Origin of the sequence: Pseudomonas sp. P8_241 (genome assembly GCF_034008315.1) — a bacterium.
Lineage (GTDB): Bacteria > Pseudomonadota > Gammaproteobacteria > Pseudomonadales > Pseudomonadaceae > Aquipseudomonas.
Map to the genome: position 1 here is coordinate 282,267 of NZ_CP125377.1, position 18,088 is coordinate 300,354.

16 protein-coding genes and 1 rRNA gene are annotated in these 18,088 nt (G+C 57.6%); 6 read left to right on the forward strand and 11 right to left on the reverse strand.

What is annotated here, in order from left to right; all coding sequences use genetic code 11:
* Window positions 1–71 precede the first annotated feature (71 nt).
* Complete coding sequence (locus QMK58_RS01295) at window positions 72–395, forward strand: DUF883 family protein (protein ID WP_053152946.1); 324 nt, start codon at window positions 72–74, stop codon at window positions 393–395.
* On the opposite strand, the gene QMK58_RS01300 is transcribed toward QMK58_RS01295, so the two are convergent.
* A complete protein-coding gene (locus QMK58_RS01300; protein WP_053152948.1) occupies window positions 392–1,285 on the reverse strand; it encodes a LysR family transcriptional regulator in 894 nt (297 codons plus the stop codon). The genes QMK58_RS01295 and QMK58_RS01300 overlap by 4 nt on opposite strands.
* Before the next feature lie 112 nt (window positions 1,286–1,397).
* Between QMK58_RS01300 and trpB the strand changes: the two genes are divergently transcribed.
* Window positions 1,398–2,618 (forward strand): tryptophan synthase subunit beta, encoded by a 1,221-nt coding sequence (gene trpB, locus QMK58_RS01305; RefSeq protein ID WP_218431420.1) that lies wholly within the window; start codon window positions 1,398–1,400, stop codon window positions 2,616–2,618.
* Window positions 2,618–3,430, forward strand: coding sequence for a tryptophan synthase subunit alpha (gene trpA / locus QMK58_RS01310; protein WP_053152954.1), 813 nt, complete (start codon window positions 2,618–2,620; stop codon window positions 3,428–3,430). Before trpB ends, trpA begins: the two co-directional genes overlap by 1 nt.
* Window positions 3,431–3,529: 99 nt before the next feature.
* Here the strand turns inward: trpA and QMK58_RS01315 are convergent, their stop codons facing one another.
* From QMK58_RS01315 to QMK58_RS01360, 10 genes are all read right to left on the reverse strand, one after another.
* Entirely contained in the window at window positions 3,530–5,467 is a 1,938-nt protein-coding gene (locus QMK58_RS01315; protein ID WP_371259743.1) for a DUF4105 domain-containing protein, read from the reverse strand.
* 20 nt (window positions 5,468–5,487) lie between these two features.
* Window positions 5,488–5,808 (reverse strand): DUF2388 domain-containing protein, encoded by a 321-nt coding sequence (locus QMK58_RS01320; protein WP_053152961.1) that lies wholly within the window; start codon window positions 5,806–5,808, stop codon window positions 5,488–5,490.
* 28 nt (window positions 5,809–5,836) lie between these two features.
* Window positions 5,837–6,151 (reverse strand): DUF2388 domain-containing protein, encoded by a 315-nt coding sequence (locus QMK58_RS01325; protein WP_053152965.1) that lies wholly within the window; start codon window positions 6,149–6,151, stop codon window positions 5,837–5,839.
* A gap of 106 nt (window positions 6,152–6,257) precedes the next feature.
* A complete protein-coding gene (locus QMK58_RS01330) occupies window positions 6,258–6,575 on the reverse strand; it encodes a DUF2388 domain-containing protein (RefSeq protein WP_053152968.1) in 318 nt (105 codons plus the stop codon).
* Window positions 6,576–6,901: 326 nt separating this feature from the next.
* Window positions 6,902–7,117: a DUF1127 domain-containing protein gene (locus QMK58_RS01335; RefSeq protein ID WP_007902752.1), complete on the reverse strand. Its 216-nt coding sequence runs from the start codon at window positions 7,115–7,117 to the stop codon at window positions 6,902–6,904.
* Between the two features lie 319 nt (window positions 7,118–7,436).
* Window positions 7,437–8,930 (reverse strand): acetyl-CoA hydrolase/transferase family protein, encoded by a 1,494-nt coding sequence (locus QMK58_RS01340; protein ID WP_053152980.1) that lies wholly within the window; start codon window positions 8,928–8,930, stop codon window positions 7,437–7,439.
* A 214-nt stretch (window positions 8,931–9,144) separates the two neighbouring features.
* Window positions 9,145–10,578, reverse strand: a complete 1,434-nt coding sequence (locus QMK58_RS01345; protein WP_053152985.1) for an NAD(P)(+) transhydrogenase (Re/Si-specific) subunit beta — start codon at window positions 10,576–10,578, stop codon at window positions 9,145–9,147.
* Complete coding sequence (locus QMK58_RS01350) at window positions 10,575–10,925, reverse strand: NAD(P) transhydrogenase subunit alpha (protein WP_053152987.1); 351 nt, start codon at window positions 10,923–10,925, stop codon at window positions 10,575–10,577. Before QMK58_RS01350 ends, QMK58_RS01345 begins: the two co-directional genes overlap by 4 nt.
* Before the next feature lie 11 nt (window positions 10,926–10,936).
* Complete coding sequence (locus QMK58_RS01355) at window positions 10,937–12,058, reverse strand: Re/Si-specific NAD(P)(+) transhydrogenase subunit alpha (protein WP_053152988.1); 1,122 nt, start codon at window positions 12,056–12,058, stop codon at window positions 10,937–10,939.
* A gap of 435 nt (window positions 12,059–12,493) precedes the next feature.
* Complete coding sequence (locus QMK58_RS01360) at window positions 12,494–13,393, reverse strand: LysR family transcriptional regulator (protein WP_053152990.1); 900 nt, start codon at window positions 13,391–13,393, stop codon at window positions 12,494–12,496.
* A 157-nt stretch (window positions 13,394–13,550) separates the two neighbouring features.
* Between QMK58_RS01360 and QMK58_RS01365 the strand changes: the two genes are divergently transcribed.
* The 3 genes from QMK58_RS01365 (at window position 13,551) to QMK58_RS01375 (ending at window position 18,088) form a co-directional block, all read left to right on the forward strand.
* The gene (locus tag QMK58_RS01365) at window positions 13,551–14,732 is read left to right on the forward strand and encodes an acyl-CoA dehydrogenase (RefSeq protein ID WP_053152994.1); all 1,182 of its coding nucleotides are present in this window, start codon (window positions 13,551–13,553) and stop codon (window positions 14,730–14,732) included.
* Window positions 14,733–14,745: 13 nt separating this feature from the next.
* On the forward strand, window positions 14,746–15,966 hold the full coding sequence (locus QMK58_RS01370) for a CaiB/BaiF CoA transferase family protein (protein ID WP_053152997.1): 1,221 nt from the start codon (window positions 14,746–14,748) through the stop codon (window positions 15,964–15,966).
* Window positions 15,967–16,551: 585 nt separating this feature from the next.
* Window positions 16,552–18,088: ribosomal RNA gene (locus QMK58_RS01375) — 16S ribosomal RNA — on the forward strand.

The following is an 18,088-nucleotide window of genomic DNA, read 5'->3' on the forward strand; positions in this document are numbered from 1 at the left end:
TACTGCACTTTCTCACTAACCTGAAGTCCCAACCAACACACGCCACTCATCACCAATGCAGGAGAGCCACCATGGCCAACACTTCTTTACGTAAAGCCTCATTGCAAAGCATGGAAGCGGAGATCGAGAGTCTGCTCAAGTCTTTGGAAAGCCTTAAGGACGACACCTCGGACGAGTCGCGTAGAACCCTGAAAACCCTTAAAAGCAACGCCGAAAATGCGTTGAAACATTCGCGTCATCTGCTCTCCGATGCCTACGAAGAGGTCAAGGTGAAAACCCGTGAAACCGGAATCGCCACCCGCGATTACGCCCAGGAACATCCCTGGACCACCGCAGGTGTCGCAGTGGGGGCATTAGGCCTTTTGGCCGCTTATCTGTTGTGCAAGCGTGACTAATCCGCTCGGCTCAGCTCATGCTTGAGCCACTGCGCCAGTTGCCGGGCGCGTCCGTCTGCGGCGCGCTTGGGCAACCACAACGCCAGTTGCGCGCAGGTTTCGCTGAAACCCCAGGGTGCAACCAGGCGACCCGCCTTCAAGTCCTCGGCCACTAAGGGTTCGGGCGCAATCGCCACACCCAGCCCGGCGACAGCGGCCTCCAGCAAATAATACAAATGCTCGAAACCCTGACCATAGGTCAACGTCCTGGCATCCAGGTCACGCTGCTGCGCCCAGCTAGGCCAGGCTTGTGGGCGTGATGTGGTGTGCAACAATGGTTCGCCAAGCAGCGCTTCTGTCGGCGAGTTTTTGAGTCGCTCAAAACCGGCAAAGCGCGGGCTCATGACCGGGCCGATGCGTTCGCTGGCCAGTTCAAAAACCTGCATGTCGGCTGGCCACGGCGGCTCGGCGAATACAAGCAGTGCATCCAGCCCCGGCCGTCTCGGGTCAAGATCGCCCTCTCCGGCAGACAGGTGTAAGCGAAGGTCCGGCAAATCCGCATTGAGCCGTCCCAGTCGCGGAATAAACCAGCGCGCCAGCAGGCTGCCTGAACAGCCGAGCACGAAAGGTGCATCGGCAGTACTTTGCGTGAGCTCAGCGCAGACGGTGCGCAAGCGTTCGAACGCTTCGGCGCTTGCGTCGCGAAGGCGCATACCGGCATCTGTGAGTTTCAGGCCGCGACCTTCCTTGACGAAGAGACTCACCCCCAAGTGCTCTTCGAGCACTTTCAGCTGACGGCTGACTGCACCATGGGTCACGTGCAGCTGTTCAGCAGCCTGACTGACACTGTTCAAGCGGGCAGTGGCTTCGAAGGCGCGCAGGGCGTTCAACGGTGGGAGATCATGGCTCATGCTATCTGTGAGTTTTCCTGACAGGTTGCAGCGATCTTATCGGTTTTCAGTCGGAGACGTCAGGGGTAGAGTGAAGCCCATTATCACTTCACGCATTCAACTGGAGCGCCCCATGACCCAGACTAATCTGCGCAACGGCCCCGACGCCAACGGCCTGTTTGGCGCGTTCGGCGGCCGTTACGTCGCTGAAACCCTGATGCCGCTGATCCTCGACCTGGCCCGCGAATACGAGTTGGCCAAGGAAGATCCTGCCTTCAAGGAAGAACTGGCCTACTTCCAGCGCGACTACGTGGGTCGTCCAAGCCCGCTCTATTTCGCTGAGCGCCTGACCGAGTTCTGCGGCGGCGCGAAGATCTACCTCAAGCGTGAAGAGCTGAACCACACCGGCGCGCACAAGATCAACAACTGCATCGGCCAGATCCTGCTGGCACGGCGCATGGGTAAAAAACGCATCATCGCCGAGACCGGCGCCGGCATGCACGGTGTGGCCACTGCCACCGTCGCTGCGCGTTTCGGTCTGGATTGCGTGATCTACATGGGCACCACTGACATTGAGCGTCAGCAGGCCAACGTATTCCGCATGAAGCTGCTGGGCGCGGAAGTGATCCCGGTCGTGGCGGGCACCGGTACCTTGAAAGATGCGATGAACGAAGCGTTGCGTGACTGGGTAACCAACGTCGATAGCACGTTCTACCTGATCGGTACTGTGGCCGGACCGCACCCTTATCCAGCGATGGTTCGCGACTTCCAGGCCGTGATCGGCAAGGAAACCCGCGAGCAGCTGCAAGCCCAGGAAGGTCGTCTGCCAGACAGTCTGGTGGCGTGCATCGGCGGTGGTTCCAACGCCATGGGCCTGTTTCACCCGTTCCTTGACGACAAGAGCGTCGAAATCATCGGCGTTGAAGCGGCCGGCTACGGTATCGAAACCGGCAAACATGCGGCCAGTCTGAACGGCGGCGTACCGGGCGTGCTGCACGGTAACCGTACCTTCCTGCTGCAAGACGATGACGGACAGATCATCGACGCCCACTCGATTTCTGCTGGCCTGGACTACCCAGGCATCGGCCCGGAACACGCCTGGTTGCATGACATTGGCCGCGTTCAGTACACCTCGGTGACCGACGATGAAGCTCTAGCTGCGTTCCACCAGTGCTGCCGCCTGGAAGGGATCATTCCTGCCCTGGAAAGTGCTCATGCCCTGGCTGAAGTGTTCAAGCGCGCGCCTTCCCTGCCAAAGGATCACCTGATGGTGGTCAACCTGTCCGGCCGTGGCGACAAAGACATGCAAACCGTGATGCACCATATGGAACAATCCAAGCAGGAGAAACACTGATGAGCCGCCTGCAAACGCGTTTTGCCGAACTCAAGGAACAGAACCGCGCCGCCTTGGTGACCTTCGTCACTGCTGGCGACCCGAGCTACGACACGTCCCTGGCGATCCTCAAAGGCTTGCCGGCGGCTGGTGCCGACGTGATCGAGCTGGGCATGCCCTTTACCGATCCGATGGCGGATGGCCCGGCCATCCAGTTGGCCAACATCCGTGCGCTGGGCGCCAAGCAGAACCTGGCCAAAACCCTGCAAATGGTACGCGAGTTCCGTGAAGGCAATGCCGAGACGCCGCTGGTACTGATGGGCTACTTCAACCCGATCCACATGTACGGCGTGCCGCGTTTCATCGCCGAAGCCAAAGAAGCCGGTGTGGACGGCCTGATCGTGGTCGATCTGCCGCCAGAGCATAACGGCGAGCTGTGTGACCCGGCGCAAGCTGCGGGCCTGGACTTCATCCGACTGACCACACCGACGACTGATGATGTGCGTCTGCCGACCGTTCTCAACGGCAGCTCCGGGTTTGTCTATTACGTATCGGTGGCCGGTGTGACCGGTGCTGGTGCCGCCACGTTGGAGCATGTCGAAGAGGCCGTCGCTCGCCTGCGCCGTCATACCGATCTGCCGATCAGTATCGGTTTCGGTATCCGCACTCCTGAACAGGCCGCGGCCATTGCGCGTCTGGCCGACGGTGTTGTGGTGGGTTCGGCGTTGATCGATCACATCGCCAATGCCACATCGCCGGAACAAGCGGTGGATGGCGTGCTGAGCCTGTGCTCGGCGTTGGCCGAAGGCGTGCGCAAGGCCCGCATCAGCTGAAAGTAACGTGCATCAAAAGATCGCAGCCTGCGGCAGCTCCTACAGACCACAATTCATCTGTAGGAGCTGCCGCAGGCTGCGATCTTTGCTTTTAAGCCTTCAAGGCAACTCCAAACCGCCTGAAGCCTTATGCAACTTGCGCAGATGCTCGCCGATCTGTTTCACGTTGGCTTCGTTGGCGGCCATCTCGGCGGCTCGGCTCGGTTCGAGCAGCGCCCTCACCTCTTTGTCGAGATCGCCGGACAGCGCCTGGAGTTTTTTCTGGCGCAGGCTGGTTTCCGCTTCCAGGTGCTGTGACTCGGTTGGCTGCGGCAATCCATAACCCCCCGTGCCCAGCAGCTCCGCTGGGCGACTGAGGAAACCACTGCTGTCGAGAATCTGCCTGAGCGTCTCGTTGGCCTTATCCATTCCGCCGTTCTTGAGTTCACGAGCACCCAGGTAACGCTGTTTCACTTCGTCCTGGGCCAGCAGCAACTGGCGCCGAAAGCTCGCCTGCTCCAGTAGCAGCAAGGCTGCGCTGGTGCGCAAGTCAGCCTGGTCGAACCATTGCCGGCGTTCTTGAGCTTTCAAATCCAGCCATTCTTCGACGGTATCCTGCTTGATCGGCAAATGTTTCTTCAGTACGTCGAACATGGCTTGATAACGATCACGGAAGGAGTCGAAACGGTAGCCCAGGCGCAAGGCTTCCCGGGGATCGTCCAGCACGCTGGTGTCCGCCAGTCCTCGGCCTTTCAGCACTTCCAGCAGGCCGTTGGGCATGATGTTGTCGAGGGCGACCAATTGCGCATTGTTGGTTCCGCCACGCAGTAATTTAAGCTCTTCAACCGCGCAGTTGTTTGACAGGAAGAAGTAGTTGCCGTCGTAGCTCCAGTGCATTTCGGCGGCACGTTCCACCACGCCGTCGATCTCGCGACGGGACAGGTTCAGCGGCACCGAGGCGAGGCTGCGCAGTTCGGTCTTGGTGTATTCGTCGATGACCTGGGCCAGGGGCAAGACAAACAGGCGCGATGGGTATTTGCCCACAAGTCCGTCCCAACTCGACAGTTGAACGTCACCGACGAAAGCGCGGTAAGACAGCACCAGATGCTGATCCAGATCCAGGCGACAATCCGGGCCGCGTGGACGACCCGGTGCGCAGATCACCAGGCGCAACATGCTGTGGCCCCAGCGGCTGACCCAGTTCTGATTGGCTTCGGCCAACAGATAGTCGACGGCGTAGACCCGTTCTGGATCGACGTGACCCAGCGGCGTTTTGGCGAAGTCATTACCCGCATTGAGAAAGGCGAAGCTATCCCCACAAGCGTTCCTGGCGGCGGGTGCCCAGCCGAAATGCTCTTTGTAGTAGCGATACAGCGCGGGGCGGCGGCAGGCATAGCTCGGGTCGAGGAGGAAATACTCCATGTTGACCGCGACGAACTCCTTCGCACTGCTCGTCTCGTAAATGTCCGGGCTGCGGGCAATCTGCCGGTTGTGCTGTTCGCGTTCGCCACGACGACCAACGTATTGTTGCCACCCGGCGAGATCGAGCAGGCGCGGATCGTCACTGAGAGTAAAGCGCCGATCAGACTGGCCTCGGCATTGATCCGGAATACCGATCAGCCCTGAGCTGTTACTGCGTTGGGTGCAGCGTTGAATCAGTTTTCGCTCCGCATCCGGCCACAGGCGCGAGCGATCGTAAATATGGGTCAGCTCATGCAGGACGGTGGCCAGCATTTCGCGGCGCACGGTGCCGTGGGGGCGGTAGGTTTTTTTGATAGCAGCGCTGCCGTCCGTGAGGCTGGCCAGCAGGTTGCGATTCAGATCCAGCTCTGACACCAGCGACGCCTGACCGTAGGCGTTGTTGGGCATTTTATCTGTCCAGCCCACGTCTATGCGCCGGTCCAATTGCTCGATGAAGCGCGGCGGTAGCGCCTGCATGGCTTCATCGAGCAAGGCTTGGCTGGCCTGCTGTTGCGCGGGTGTCAGACCTTCGGTCTTGAGCTGTAGTTGAAGGCCTGCGTGGGCCGTGTTGCCGAGCAGCAACAGGGCCCCGGCCATCAGCCAGGCGACTGGGCCCTTCACAGTGCGAGGATGGCTTCGGCGAGATCCTGATCACTGGCGTCGCGCGCTTCTGGTACACGGGTGCGCAACAAATCAAATGCGGATTCCAGGTGTGCGCCACGAATATCGCCATTGCTGGCGACGAAGCTGGCGGCATCGTCCTGGGCTTCGCGGACGATCTTTGAATCGCGAATGGACGTGGTGGTATCGGAAGTGAAATCAAGTGTGCGCTGGGTAGCGCGAATGAGAATGTTGCTGGTGGCGACCAGGGTTTGTGCCTGGGCCACGTCGGTCAACAGGAACAGGCCTAAGGCGGCAGCAATGAGCGGGTTACGCATGGAACGACTCCAGATAAAACAAGAATAACTATTGGACGAGTATTGCCTGTGCCAGTTCAAGGTCGCCAGCATGAAGTTTTGGCTGGGTCCGGCGAAGATAAAGCAGGGCCGATTCCAGTTGTGCGCCTCTGAATCGACCGTCACTGGCGACGAATGCCGCAGCATCAACCCGGGCGGCGAGCAGTTTATGGTCGAAGGGGGCGGAGGTCACCAGGCTCGTGGCGTAACCGCTGGCGACCGTGCCTTGGGTAGACAGGTTGAAAGCGTCGTAGGCTTGGGTCGCACCGCTATAGCCAAGGGGCAGAAACGCAGGAACGAACAGCAGTTTTGAAAGAAAGCGCATGAGGCTCGACAGTTGCAAATGAGCCAAAAGCCTAGCGCAAGGCCCATTTTAGAGCCAGCGTCGAAACAATGGGACACGACTTGCGTGCCCCCGTTTCAAACTTTGCTTAGATCGTCAGGATGGCTTGCGCAAGCTGTGCGTCAGTCGCGTTCAGGTCAGGTGCCTGGTGGCGGATGTGGTCGAGCGCGCTTTCGAGCTTTACCCCACGGATAGAGCCTTCGCTGGCGACGAAACTGGCAGCATCATCGCGAGCGGCGAGCACAATCTTGTCATCCTTGAACGAAGACGAGACATTCGACGTCGCATCGGAACTGGACTTAAGTGCCCCAACGACTGCGTCGGTGGTAACGATAAAACTGGTGGCGTGGGAATTGGCAGCCACGGCAAGCAGGGCTGCAGCGCTGAGCAGACGTAGACGGGACATGGTGTTACTCCTTTGGAAGCTCGATTGAGAGGTGGTAACGCCTGGCGATTTGGCGCCTGACTTTGATTACCACGTTCTGGTTGGATATTAGGCCTGTATTTGACGGTTCGAATAGCCTGCTTGCAAAAACACTGCAATACGCCATGACCGCAGAAGTTTACAGTTGTACTGTATCGGTGTCTCTGAGGATATATTGAAACTGTACCAGTCTTGTTTTTTTAAGTCTTTAAACGACAAGACCCGTCGTGGTTTCCCACGACGGGTCTTGTGTGTTCAATTCGGGTTGCTGGCGCTGGACTCTTCAAGTCATAGCCAGCGACGCTAACTTAGCGCCAGAACGGCTTGCTCAGCTCTTCGTAGCGTTGTGCTTCGCTAATCCCGGCGTCAGCCAGCAGACGCGAATCCAGACGGGCCAGTTGATGGCGGCTGGAGATGCGGCGCTGCCACAGCATCAGGTTGGCGATAACGCGCAGAGGCATGGAAGCCTGGGTTTTTGCAGCAGTGTCTTCGAAGAACAGTTCGGAACTGAGTGTACGTTCCATGGTTGACATCCTTCCGCTTGTGGCGGGATCAGGTAGTGGTTTGACTGGTGCCCATGTTCCTCTTCTTTGCCAAGACGCTGTAGATACAGTTCATCTGTATTGTGAGAGCTCAGTTAACTGTTTATAGGGGGTGTACTGGTCAAAATTGAGGCAACTGTACCTATATGCTCTAATTCGGTGCATATTTAGCTTTTTAGTCGAAAGGTGTAGGTGTTTTCGGTAGGAAACGACCAGTACAGCAGTACAGTTTTTCCAAGAAATTAAGCTGGCAGTAGCAGGCTGACGAAACTGTGTTTGCGTCAGCCGTAATCTGTATCAATTACTTCTTCAGCATTTGCCCGGTTTCTTCCAGATTAATATGCCAGCTCAATGCATCTCGAAGGATGTGCGGGGTGTGCCCGCCGAGCGCGCAAGCGGCTGTGTAGTAGTCATTCAGCGCCTGGCGATAGTCTGGATGTACACATTTATCGATGATGATGCGTGCCCGTTCCCGAGGTGCCAACCCCCGCAAATCCGCCAGGCCAATTTCGGTGACGAGGATGTCCACATCATGTTCGGTGTGGTCGACGTGGCTGACCATCGGCACTACGCTTGAGATCGCACCGCCCTTGGCGATCGACTTTGTCACGAATACGGACAAGTGCGCATTGCGCGCGAAATCGCCCGAACCGCCGATGCCGTTCATCATTCGCGTACCGCAAACATGCGTGGAGTTGACGTTGCCGTAGATGTCGAACTCCAGTGCCGTGTTCACGCCGATAATTCCGAGGCGGCGCACCACTTCCGGGTGGTTGGAAATCTCCTGCGGGCGCAAGACCAGTTTGTCCTTGTAGCGCTCCAGATTGCCGAACACGTCAGCATTGCGGCGGCTCGACAAAGTGATTGAACTGCCTGAAGCAAAGCTCAGCTTGCCTGCGTCGATGAGGTCGAAGGTCGAGTCCTGAAGCACTTCGGAATACATCGTCAGGTCTTCGAACGGCGAATCGATCAGGCCACACATCACCGAGTTGGCGATCGTACCGATACCTGCTTGCAGCGGGCCGAGTTTGTTGGTCATGCGCCCGGCTGCTACTTCCTGTTTGAAGAAGTCGATCAAATGGTCGGCAATAGCCTGGGTCTCGGCGTCGGGTGGCAACACGGTGGACGACGAGTCCGGTTGATTGGTGATGACAATGGCGACGATCTTTTCCGGTGGGATCGGGATGGCGCTGCTGCCGATACGATCGTCGACCTTGACCAGCGGGATAGGCGTGCGGGTCGGGCGATAGGTCGGGATATAGATGTCGTGCAGGCCTTCAAGATTCGGGTTGTGCGCCATGTTGATTTCGACGATGACGTGCTTGGCGAAAATCGCGAAGCTGGCCGAGTTGCCCACCGAAGTCGTCGGCACAATGTGCCCTAGTTCGGTGATCGCCACCGCTTCGATCACGGCGATGTCCGGCCGTTTCAATTGCTGGTTGCGCAGTTGCTCCACGGTTTCCGACAGATGCTGATCGATGAACATGACCTCGCCAGCATTGATCGCCTTGCGCAGGGTGCTGTCGACCTGGAACGGCATGCGCCGCGACAGCACACCGGCTTCGGTGAGTTGCTTGTCGAGGTCGTTGCCCAGGCTCGCGCCGGTCATCAGGCTGATCTTGAGCGGTGTGACCTTGGCGCGTTCGGCCAGTGCCTGCGGCACGGCCTTGGCTTCTCCGGCGCGGGTGAAACCGCTCATGCCGACGGTCATGCCGTCTTCAATCAAAGCGGCGGCTTCGGCAGCGCCCATCACTTTGTCCAACAACGAAGGCAGGCGAATACGATCACGGTACATGGATTATTATCTCGGGCAACGGGTAGCAGGATGCGCAGTCTAGTGAATTTCGCTAGCCACTGTCCCGCTACCAAGGTCGCAAAAGAGGCGTCTATTCCGGGCCTTTTGAGCAAAACACCATTACCGGATTGGTAACAAAAGCGTAGTTTTGTCCGACGATTTGCGCAAACAAAAACGCCCCGACAGGTCGGGGCGTTTTGTATGCCGCAAAGGATTACTCGACGGCTTTGACCATATCTTCGATGACTTTCTTGGCATCACCAAAGACCATCATGGTCTTGTCCAGGTAGAACAGTTCGTTGTCCAGACCGGCATAACCGCTGGCCATCGAGCGTTTGTTGACGATGATGGTCTTGGCCTTGAACGCTTCGAGAATCGGCATGCCGGCAATTGGCGACTTCGGATCGTTCTTGGCGGCCGGGTTGACCACGTCGTTGGCGCCCAATACCAGCACCACGTCAGCCTGACCGAACTCGGAGTTGATGTCTTCCATCTCGAACACCTGGTCGTAAGGCACTTCGGCCTCGGCCAGCAACACGTTCATGTGGCCCGGCATACGGCCGGCCACCGGGTGGATCGCGTACTTCACGGTCACGCCGCGATGGGTCAGCTTCTCGGTCAGTTCCTTCAGTGCGTGCTGCGCCCGTGCTACCGCCAGGCCGTAGCCTGGAACGATGATCACGGTGTCGGCGTTGGTCAGCAGGAAGGTCGCGTCGTCAGCCGAGCCGGATTTCACCGGACGGGCTTCCTGGGCGCCTGCAGGACCGGCATCAGCTGTATTGCCGAAACCGCCGAGCAGTACGTTGAAGAAGGAGCGGTTCATCGCCTTGCACATGATGTACGAGAGGATCGCACCGCTTGAGCCCACCAGGGAGCCGGCGATGATCAGCATCGAGTTGTTCAGCGAGAAGCCGATGCCCGCGGCGGCCCAGCCGGAGTAGCTGTTGAGCATCGACACCACCACTGGCATGTCGGCGCCACCGATCGGGATGATGATCAGCACGCCCATGACGAAGGCCAGGGCCAGCATCAGGGCAAAGGCGTTGAGGTCGCCGGTCAGCATGAAGGTGATGCCCAGCGCCAGTGTGGCCACGCCCAGCAGCAAGTTCAGTTTGTGTTGGCCAACGAACTGTACCGGTGCGCCCTGGAAGAGGCGGAACTTGTACTTGCCCGACAGTTTGCCGAAGGCGATCACCGAACCGGAGAAGGTGATTGCACCGATGGCGGCGCCAAGGAACAGCTCCAGACGGTTGCCCGCCGGAATCGCGTCACCCAGTTGCTGGACAATGCCCAGGGACTGCGGTTCAACCACTGCGGCAATGGCGATGAACACCGCCGCCAGGCCGATCATGCTGTGCATGAAGGCGACCAGTTCCGGCATCTTGGTCATTTCAACGCGTTTGGCCATGATCGAACCAGCAGTGCCGCCGATCAGCAGGCCGACGATCACGTAGACGATACCGTCCTGGGCCAGCTCGGCACCTAGCTTATAGATCAAGCCGACCGTGGTGAGGATCGCCAGGCCCATGCCGAGCATGCCGAACAGATTGCCACGTCGCGACGTGGTGGGATGCGAAAGGCCCTTGAGCGCCTGGATGAAGCAGACCGAGGCGATCAAATACAGCGAAGTAACCAGGTTCATGCTCATGCTTGCTGCACCTCAGCCTTGACTGCTTCGGCCTTGGCAGCCGGAGCTTTGGCCGCTTTCTTCTTGAACATTTCCAGCATGCGCCGGGTCACCAGGAAGCCACCGAACACGTTGACGGCGGCCAGGGCTACAGCCAGGGTGCCCATGGTCTTGCCCAGTGGTGTCACCGTGAGTGCGGCGGCCAGCATGGCGCCGACGATGACGATGGCCGAAATGGCGTTGGTGACGGCCATCAGCGGGGTGTGCAGTGCAGGTGTCACGTTCCAGACCACGTGGTAGCCGACATAGATGGCCAGCACGAAGATGATCAGGTTGTAGATACCGTGAGAGATCAGCATGTCTTCCATTGTTTTTATCCTCAGCCGTTCTTGCGCACGATCTGGCCGTCGCGGCACATCAGGCACGCGGCGACGATGTCGTCTTCGAGGTTGATCACCAGTTGTCCGTCTTTATCGAACAACAGTTTCATGAAGTCCAGCAGGTTGCGGGCATACAGCGCCGAAGCGTCAGCCGCCACCGAGCCGGCCAGGTTGGTCGGGCCGACAATGGTCACGCCATTTTCGACGACCACCTGATCGGCCACGGTGAGTGGGCAATTGCCGCCCTGGGCTGCCGCGAGGTCAATGACCACCGAGCCGGGCTTCATCTGCGCCACGGTTTCCGCGCTCAACAGCGTAGGTGCCTTGCGACCCGGAATCAGGGCGGTGGTGATGACGATGTCGGCCTGCTTGGCGCGCTCGTGCACGGCGGCGGCCTGGCGCTGCATCCAGCTGGCTGGCATAGGGCGTGCGTAACCGCCGACACCGACCGCGCATTCACGCTCTTCATCGGTCTCGTACGGCACGTCGACAAACTTGGCGCCGAGGGATTCGATCTGCTCTTTAACCGCAGGACGCACGTCAGACGCTTCGATCACTGCGCCCAGGCGTTTCGCCGTGGCGATCGCCTGCAAGCCGGCAACACCGGCACCGAGAATCAGCACGCGCGCCGCTTTCACGGTGCCCGCAGCGGTCATCAGCATTGGCATGAAGCGCGGATAGTGGTGAGCAGCCAGCAACACGGCTTTATAACCGGCGATGTTGGCTTGCGAGGACAGCACGTCCAGGCTCTGGGCACGGGAGGTACGCGGCGCGGCCTCCAGGGCAAACGCGGTGATACCGCATTCGGCCATCTTGGCGATGGTTTCATTGCTGAACGGATTGAGCATACCCACCACAATGGTGCCGCTTTTTATCAGCGCCAGCTCGCTGTCGCTGGGAGCGACCACCTTCAAAATCAGCTCTGCACCAAACGCATCATTGGCGCTGCCAATGCTTGCGCCTGCCGCTTCATAGGCACTGTCGACAACGCTGGCATTAATGCCGGCGCCGCTTTGTACAGTGACCTTATGGCCCTGGCCGATCAGCTTCTTGATGGTTTCGGGGGTTGCAGCAACCCGTGTTTCACCGGTCTGGGTCTCGAGAGGAACACCAATGTGCACGTCAAATCTCCTGCGTGATCTTATTGAGTAAACCCATGCACTACGGATGGTGCGGCTGGGGCGGCCGATCAGCACGATCCCACCAAATCAGGGCGGGGCGCGGCATTTTGCAGGCGAACTTTGTGCCCTTCAAGGGATTATGACGGGTGACGGAAAATTAACTACAAGTCACCCCGTGACCGAATGTCGCAACCAACCAGCTCAATCCCTTGTGTGCCGTGCTTTGTAAGGATTTTGAGGGAAAATCAATAATTTGCACATCGGCCATATGAATGATGCGGCATCGTCGCGAAATAGTGGCGCAAAGCCGCGTGAACTGGTGCTTGCGGGGCGATTGTTCGACTGTTCAGTACAGTTTGCCGATACGCGACAATTACGTATATCTGTAGGGCTTTTTAATATCTGACTACGGGGTCAGCTATTGGTTGTAAGCCTTTATCCTTCTAGGCTGTAGCTGTGCGCCTGATTTACAAGCCAGTCACGAAAAGCCCTTAAGGACGCGGATTCGACTTTTCGCTCCGGAATCATCAGGTAGTAAGCCTTGATGCTGGAGAGGGCTTGGGGATTGGCAATCACCAGGCGTTTCTCGGCCAGTTCGCGTTGAATCAGGAAAGGCGGGATCAAGGCTATACCCATGTCGTGCATAGCCGCTTGAGCGAGCATGGAGAATAGTTCATAGCGCGGACCTGTCATGTCGCGAGGAACGTTCAGGTGCTGGGAGTCGAACCATTGGCGCCAGGCGTAAGGGCGCGTGGTTTGTTGCAGGAGCGCCATCTCGGCGATTTCGCTGGGCGTCAGAACGGTCTGTGCCCCCAGTAAGTTTGGGCTGCACACGGGCATGGGATTTTCACCCATCAGTCTGTGGGATTCGGTACCCGACCAGTCTGCGTCACCGAAGTAGATCGCCGCGTCGAAGTCGGTGTCAGCAAACAGAAATGGGCGCGTGCGGTTGGTCAGGTTGACTGTCACTTCAGGATGTTTTTGCTGGAAGTCCTTGAGACGCGGCAGCAACCATTGAGTGCCGAAAGTCGGAACCACGGCCAGCTCAATCACGTTGGCACCTTGCTGACCCATAACGGACAACGTATCTCGTTCAACGGCATCCAGTTGGGTGGCAACCCGACGGCTGTAGGAAAGACCCGCCTCCGTCAGCTTTACTCCGCGCCGGGAACGTCGGAATAGTTCCACACTGAGGAACTCCTCAAGACTAGCGATTTGTCGGCAAATCGCCCCTTGTGTGAGCGAAAGCTCCTGGGCTGCCTTGGTAAAGCTTTCATGGCGCGCGGCTGCTTCGAAGCTTATAAGGGCGGTGGTACTAGGTATCTTCCTGCGCATGTACTTAGACCTCACTAATACATCGCATGAAGGCTCTTTTGCGACGTTTCGGAGTGAGAAATTAGCACAACAGTATGCGAATTCCTCGTTTGCCGAGACGGCGAACCCGGCCTAGGATCAGTCCACGTTATTTGACCTGTTTCGAGAGGACACACTCATGGCCGGTAAAGCTAGCTTCAACTGGATCGATCCCCTGCTGCTGGATCAACAGCTCACCGAAGAAGAGCGCATGATTCGCGACACCGCTGCGCAATTCGCTCAGCAGAGTCTCGCGCCACGCGTTCTTGAAGCTTTCCGCCATGAGAAGACCGATCCGGCGATCTTCCGCGAGATGGGCGAAGTCGGCCTTTTGGGCGCAACCATCCCTGAGCAGTATGGCGGCAGCGGCCTGAACTATGTCAGCTACGGGCTGATCGCCCGGGAAGTCGAGCGCATCGACTCCGGTTATCGCTCGATGATGAGCGTGCAGTCCTCGCTGGTGATGGTCCCGATCAATGAATTCGGTACCGAAGCGCAGAAGCAGAAATACTTGCCAAAACTGGCATCGGGCGAATGGATCGGTTGCTTCGGTCTGACCGAGCCTAACCACGGCTCCGACCCGGGCGCGATGATTACTCGTGCACGCAAAGTCGAAGGCGGCTACAGCCTGACCGGCAGCAAAATGTGGATCACCAACAGCCCGATCGCCGATGTGTTCGTGGTCTGGGGCAAGGACGATGCTGGTGATATTCGTGGCTTCGTACTGGAAAAGGGCTGGAAAGGCCTGAGCGCTCCGGCGATTCACGGCAAGGTCGGGCTGCGGGCGTCGATCACCGGTGAGATCGTCATGGATAACGTGTTTGTTCCAGAAGAGAACATCTTCCCGGATGTCCGTGGCCTGAAAGGTCCTTTTACCTGCCTCAATTCTGCGCGCTACGGCATCTCCTGGGGTGCATTGGGCGCCGCCGAGTTCTGCTGGCACACCGCTCGTCAGTACACCCTGGATCGTCAACAGTTCGGTCGCCCACTGGCCGCCACTCAGTTGATTCAGAAAAAACTGGCCGACATGCAGACTGAGATCACCATGGCACTGCAAGGTTGCCTGCGTCTGGGGCGTATGAAGGATGAAGGCACGGCGGCGGTCGAAATCACTTCTATGATGAAACGCAACTCTTGCGGCAAGTCCCTGGACATCGCCCGCATGGCTCGCGACATGCTGGGTGGCAACGGTATTTCCGATGAGTTCGGCGTCGCTCGCCATCTGGTCAACCTGGAAGTGGTGAACACCTATGAAGGTACGCACGACGTCCATGCGCTGATCCTCGGTCGTGCACAAACCGGCATCCAGGCGTTCTATTAAGAGGAGAACGTCCATGGGCGCGCTATCGCATCTACGGGTTCTGGATTTATCGCGGGTGCTGGCAGGGCCTTGGGCCGGGCAGATCCTGGCCGACCTTGGCGCTGAAGTGATCAAGGTCGAGCGCCCGGGCAACGGTGACGACACGCGTGCCTGGGGGCCTCCGTTTCTTAAAGATGCCTATGGCGAGAACACCAGCGAGGCCGCCTACTACCTGTCGGCCAATCGCAACAAGCAATCGGTCACCATCGACTTCACGCGTCCGGAAGGGCAGAAGCTGGTTCGTGAGCTGGCTGCGAAGTCGGACATCCTGATCGAGAACTTCAAAGTCGGAGGTCTGGCGGCTTATGGTCTGGACTATGAGACGCTGAAGGCAATCAATCCGGATCTCATCTATTGCTCGATTACCGGGTTTGGTCAGACAGGGCCGTATGCCAAGCGCGCTGGCTATGACTTCATGATCCAAGGGCTGGGCGGGCTCATGAGTCTGACTGGGCGACCTGAAGGCGAAGAGGGTGAGGGGCCGGTGAAGGTGGGCGTCGCGTTGACGGACATTCTGACTGGGCTCTACTCGACAGTCGCGATCCTGGCAGCGCTTGCGCATCGGGATCACGACGGTGGTGGTCAGCATATTGATATGGCATTGCTCGACGTCCAGGTGGCATGCCTGGCCAACCAGGCGATGAACTATCTGACCACAGGTAATGCTCCAAAACGTTTGGGTAATGCTCATCCGAACATCGTGCCGTATCAGGATTTTCCTACCGCGGACGGCAATTTCATTCTTACCGTGGGTAATGACGGACAGTTCCGCAAGTTTGCGGAAGTGGCTGGGCAGCCGCAGTGGGCAGATGACCCGCGCTTTGCTACCAATAAATTGCGGGTGGCGAACCGGGCGGTGCTGATTCCGCTGATACGTCAGGCGACAGTGTTCAAGACCACCGCGCAATGGGTGGCGCAGCTGGAGCAGGCTGGTGTTCCGTGCGGGCCTATCAACGATCTGGCACAGATGTTTGCCGATCCTCAGGTCAAGGCGCGTGGCTTGGCAATCGAACTGCCGCATACGCTGGCCGGAATGGTGCCCCAGGTAGCGAGTCCGATTCGTCTGTCCGAGACGCCGGTGGAGTACCGCAATGCTCCGCCTTTACTGGGTGAGCATACGCTGGAGGTTTTACAGCGGGTGCTGGGTATGGACGCTTCGGCAGTGTCTGCTTTCAAGGCGTCCGGCGTACTTTGATTGCGCCTTCTATATAGAGGCGTGTGTTTGCACCTCTATATAGGGGGGGAATCAGGCGGTTTCAGCCCTTTCTGCAAGTTATTGATAGAAAAGCACAATCAGTGCTTGACGGCAGATTTCAGATGTCTATAATTCGCCCCACTTCCGGCGCAGTCGAAACGGAAAACTCCTTGGAAAACAAAGAGTTACGCAGTTTTCGGCAGCGGGTTGCTTCAGGTCATCGAAGCCAGAAAGAAGTTGAAAAAGAGGTGTTGACAGCAGCGTGTAACGCTGTAGAATTCGCCTCCCGCTGACGAGAGATCTGAAGCGCAAGTGGTTGAAGTTGTTAAGGAAATCCTTGAAAACTTCTGAAAAATACCACTTGACAGCAAATGAGGCTGCTGTAGAATGCGCGCCTCGGTTGAGACGAAAGATCTTAACCAACCGCTCTTTAACAACTGAATCAAGCAATTCGTGTGGGTGCTTGTGGAGTCAGACTGCTAGTCAACAGATTATCAGCATCACAAGTTACTCCGCGAGAAATCAAAGATGTAACCAACGATTGCTGAGCCAAGTTTAGGGTTTTCTCAAAACCCAAAGATGTTTGAACTGAAGAGTTTGATCATGGCTCAGATTGAACGCTGGCGGCAGGCCTAACACATGCAAGTCGAGCGGATGACAGGAGCTTGCTCCTGAATTCAGCGGCGGACGGGTGAGTAATGCCTAGGAATCTGCCTGGTAGTGGGGGACAACGTTTCGAAAGGAACGCTAATACCGCATACGTCCTACGGGAGAAAGCAGGGGACCTTCGGGCCTTGCGCTATCAGATGAGCCTAGGTCGGATTAGCTAGTTGGTGAGGTAATGGCTCACCAAGGCGACGATCCGTAACTGGTCTGAGAGGATGATCAGTCACACTGGAACTGAGACACGGTCCAGACTCCTACGGGAGGCAGCAGTGGGGAATATTGGACAATGGGCGAAAGCCTGATCCAGCCATGCCGCGTGTGTGAAGAAGGTCTTCGGATTGTAAAGCACTTTAAGTTGGGAGGAAGGGCATTAACCTAATACGTTAGTGTTTTGACGTTACCGACAGAATAAGCACCGGCTAACTCTGTGCCAGCAGCCGCGGTAATACAGAGGGTGCAAGCGTTAATCGGAATTACTGGGCGTAAAGCGCGCGTAGGTGGTTTGTTAAGTTGGATGTGAAAGCCCCGGGCTCAACCTGGGAACTGCATTCAAAACTGACAAGCTAGAGTATGGTAGAGGGTGGTGGAATTTCCTGTGTAGCGGTGAAATGCGTAGATATAGGAAGGAACACCAGTGGCGAAGGCGACCACCTGGACTGATACTGACACTGAGGTGCGAAAGCGTGGGGAGCAAACAGGATTAGATACCCTGGTAGTCCACGCCGTAAACGATGTCAACTAGCCGTTGGGAGCCTTGAGCTCTTAGTGGCGCAGCTAACGCATTAAGTTGACCGCCTGGGGAGTACGGCCGCAAGGTTAAAACTCAAATGAATTGACGGGGGCCCGCACAAGCGGTGGAGCATGTGGTTTAATTCGAAGCAACGCGAAGAACCTTACCAGGCCTTGACATCCAATGAACTTTCCAGAGATGGATTGGTGCCTTCGGGAACATTGAGACAGGTGCTGCATGGCTGTCGTCAGCTCGTGTCGTGAGATGTTGGGTTAAGTCCCGTAACGAGCGCAACCCTTGTCCTTAGTTACCAGCACGTTATGGTGGGCACTCTAAGGAGACTGCCGGTGACAAACCGGAGGAAGGTGGGGATGACGTCAAGTCATCATGGCCCTTACGGCCTGGGCTACACACGTGCTACAATGGTCGGTACAGAGGGTTGCCAAGCCGCGAGGTGGAGCTAATCCCACAAAACCGATCGTAGTCCGGATCGCAGTCTGCAACTCGACTGCGTGAAGTCGGAATCGCTAGTAATCGCGAATCAGAATGTCGCGGTGAATACGTTCCCGGGCCTTGTACACACCGCCCGTCACACCATGGGAGTGGGTTGCACCAGAAGTAGCTAGTCTAACCTTCGGGAGGACGGTTACCACGGTGTGATTCATGACTGGGGTGAAGTCGTAACAAGGTAGCCGTAGGGGAACCTGCGGCTGGATCACCTCCTTA

Coding starts and splice junctions, on each gene's coding strand:
- QMK58_RS01295 (WP_053152946.1), top strand. CDS start 72: ATGGCCAACACTTCTTTACGTAAAGCCTCATTGCAAAGCATGGAAGCG.
- QMK58_RS01350 (WP_053152987.1), bottom strand. CDS start 10,925: ATGGAAGACATGCTGATCTCTCACGGTATCTACAACCTGATCATCTTC.
- QMK58_RS01345 (WP_053152985.1), bottom strand. CDS start 10,578: ATGAGCATGAACCTGGTTACTTCGCTGTATTTGATCGCCTCGGTCTGC.
- QMK58_RS01335 (WP_007902752.1), bottom strand. CDS start 7,117: ATGGAACGTACACTCAGTTCCGAACTGTTCTTCGAAGACACTGCTGCA.
- QMK58_RS01320 (WP_053152961.1), bottom strand. CDS start 5,808: ATGCGTAACCCGCTCATTGCTGCCGCCTTAGGCCTGTTCCTGTTGACC.
- QMK58_RS01365 (WP_053152994.1), top strand. CDS start 13,551: ATGGCCGGTAAAGCTAGCTTCAACTGGATCGATCCCCTGCTGCTGGAT.
- QMK58_RS01325 (WP_053152965.1), bottom strand. CDS start 6,151: ATGCGCTTTCTTTCAAAACTGCTGTTCGTTCCTGCGTTTCTGCCCCTT.
- QMK58_RS01370 (WP_053152997.1), top strand. CDS start 14,746: ATGGGCGCGCTATCGCATCTACGGGTTCTGGATTTATCGCGGGTGCTG.
- QMK58_RS01340 (WP_053152980.1), bottom strand. CDS start 8,930: ATGTACCGTGATCGTATTCGCCTGCCTTCGTTGTTGGACAAAGTGATG.
- QMK58_RS01315 (WP_371259743.1), bottom strand. CDS start 5,467: ATGGCCGGGGCCCTGTTGCTGCTCGGCAACACGGCCCACGCAGGCCTT.
- QMK58_RS01330 (WP_053152968.1), bottom strand. CDS start 6,575: ATGTCCCGTCTACGTCTGCTCAGCGCTGCAGCCCTGCTTGCCGTGGCT.
- trpB (WP_218431420.1), top strand. CDS start 1,398: ATGACCCAGACTAATCTGCGCAACGGCCCCGACGCCAACGGCCTGTTT.
- trpA (WP_053152954.1), top strand. CDS start 2,618: ATGAGCCGCCTGCAAACGCGTTTTGCCGAACTCAAGGAACAGAACCGC.
- QMK58_RS01360 (WP_053152990.1), bottom strand. CDS start 13,393: ATGCGCAGGAAGATACCTAGTACCACCGCCCTTATAAGCTTCGAAGCA.
- QMK58_RS01300 (WP_053152948.1), bottom strand. CDS start 1,285: ATGAGCCATGATCTCCCACCGTTGAACGCCCTGCGCGCCTTCGAAGCC.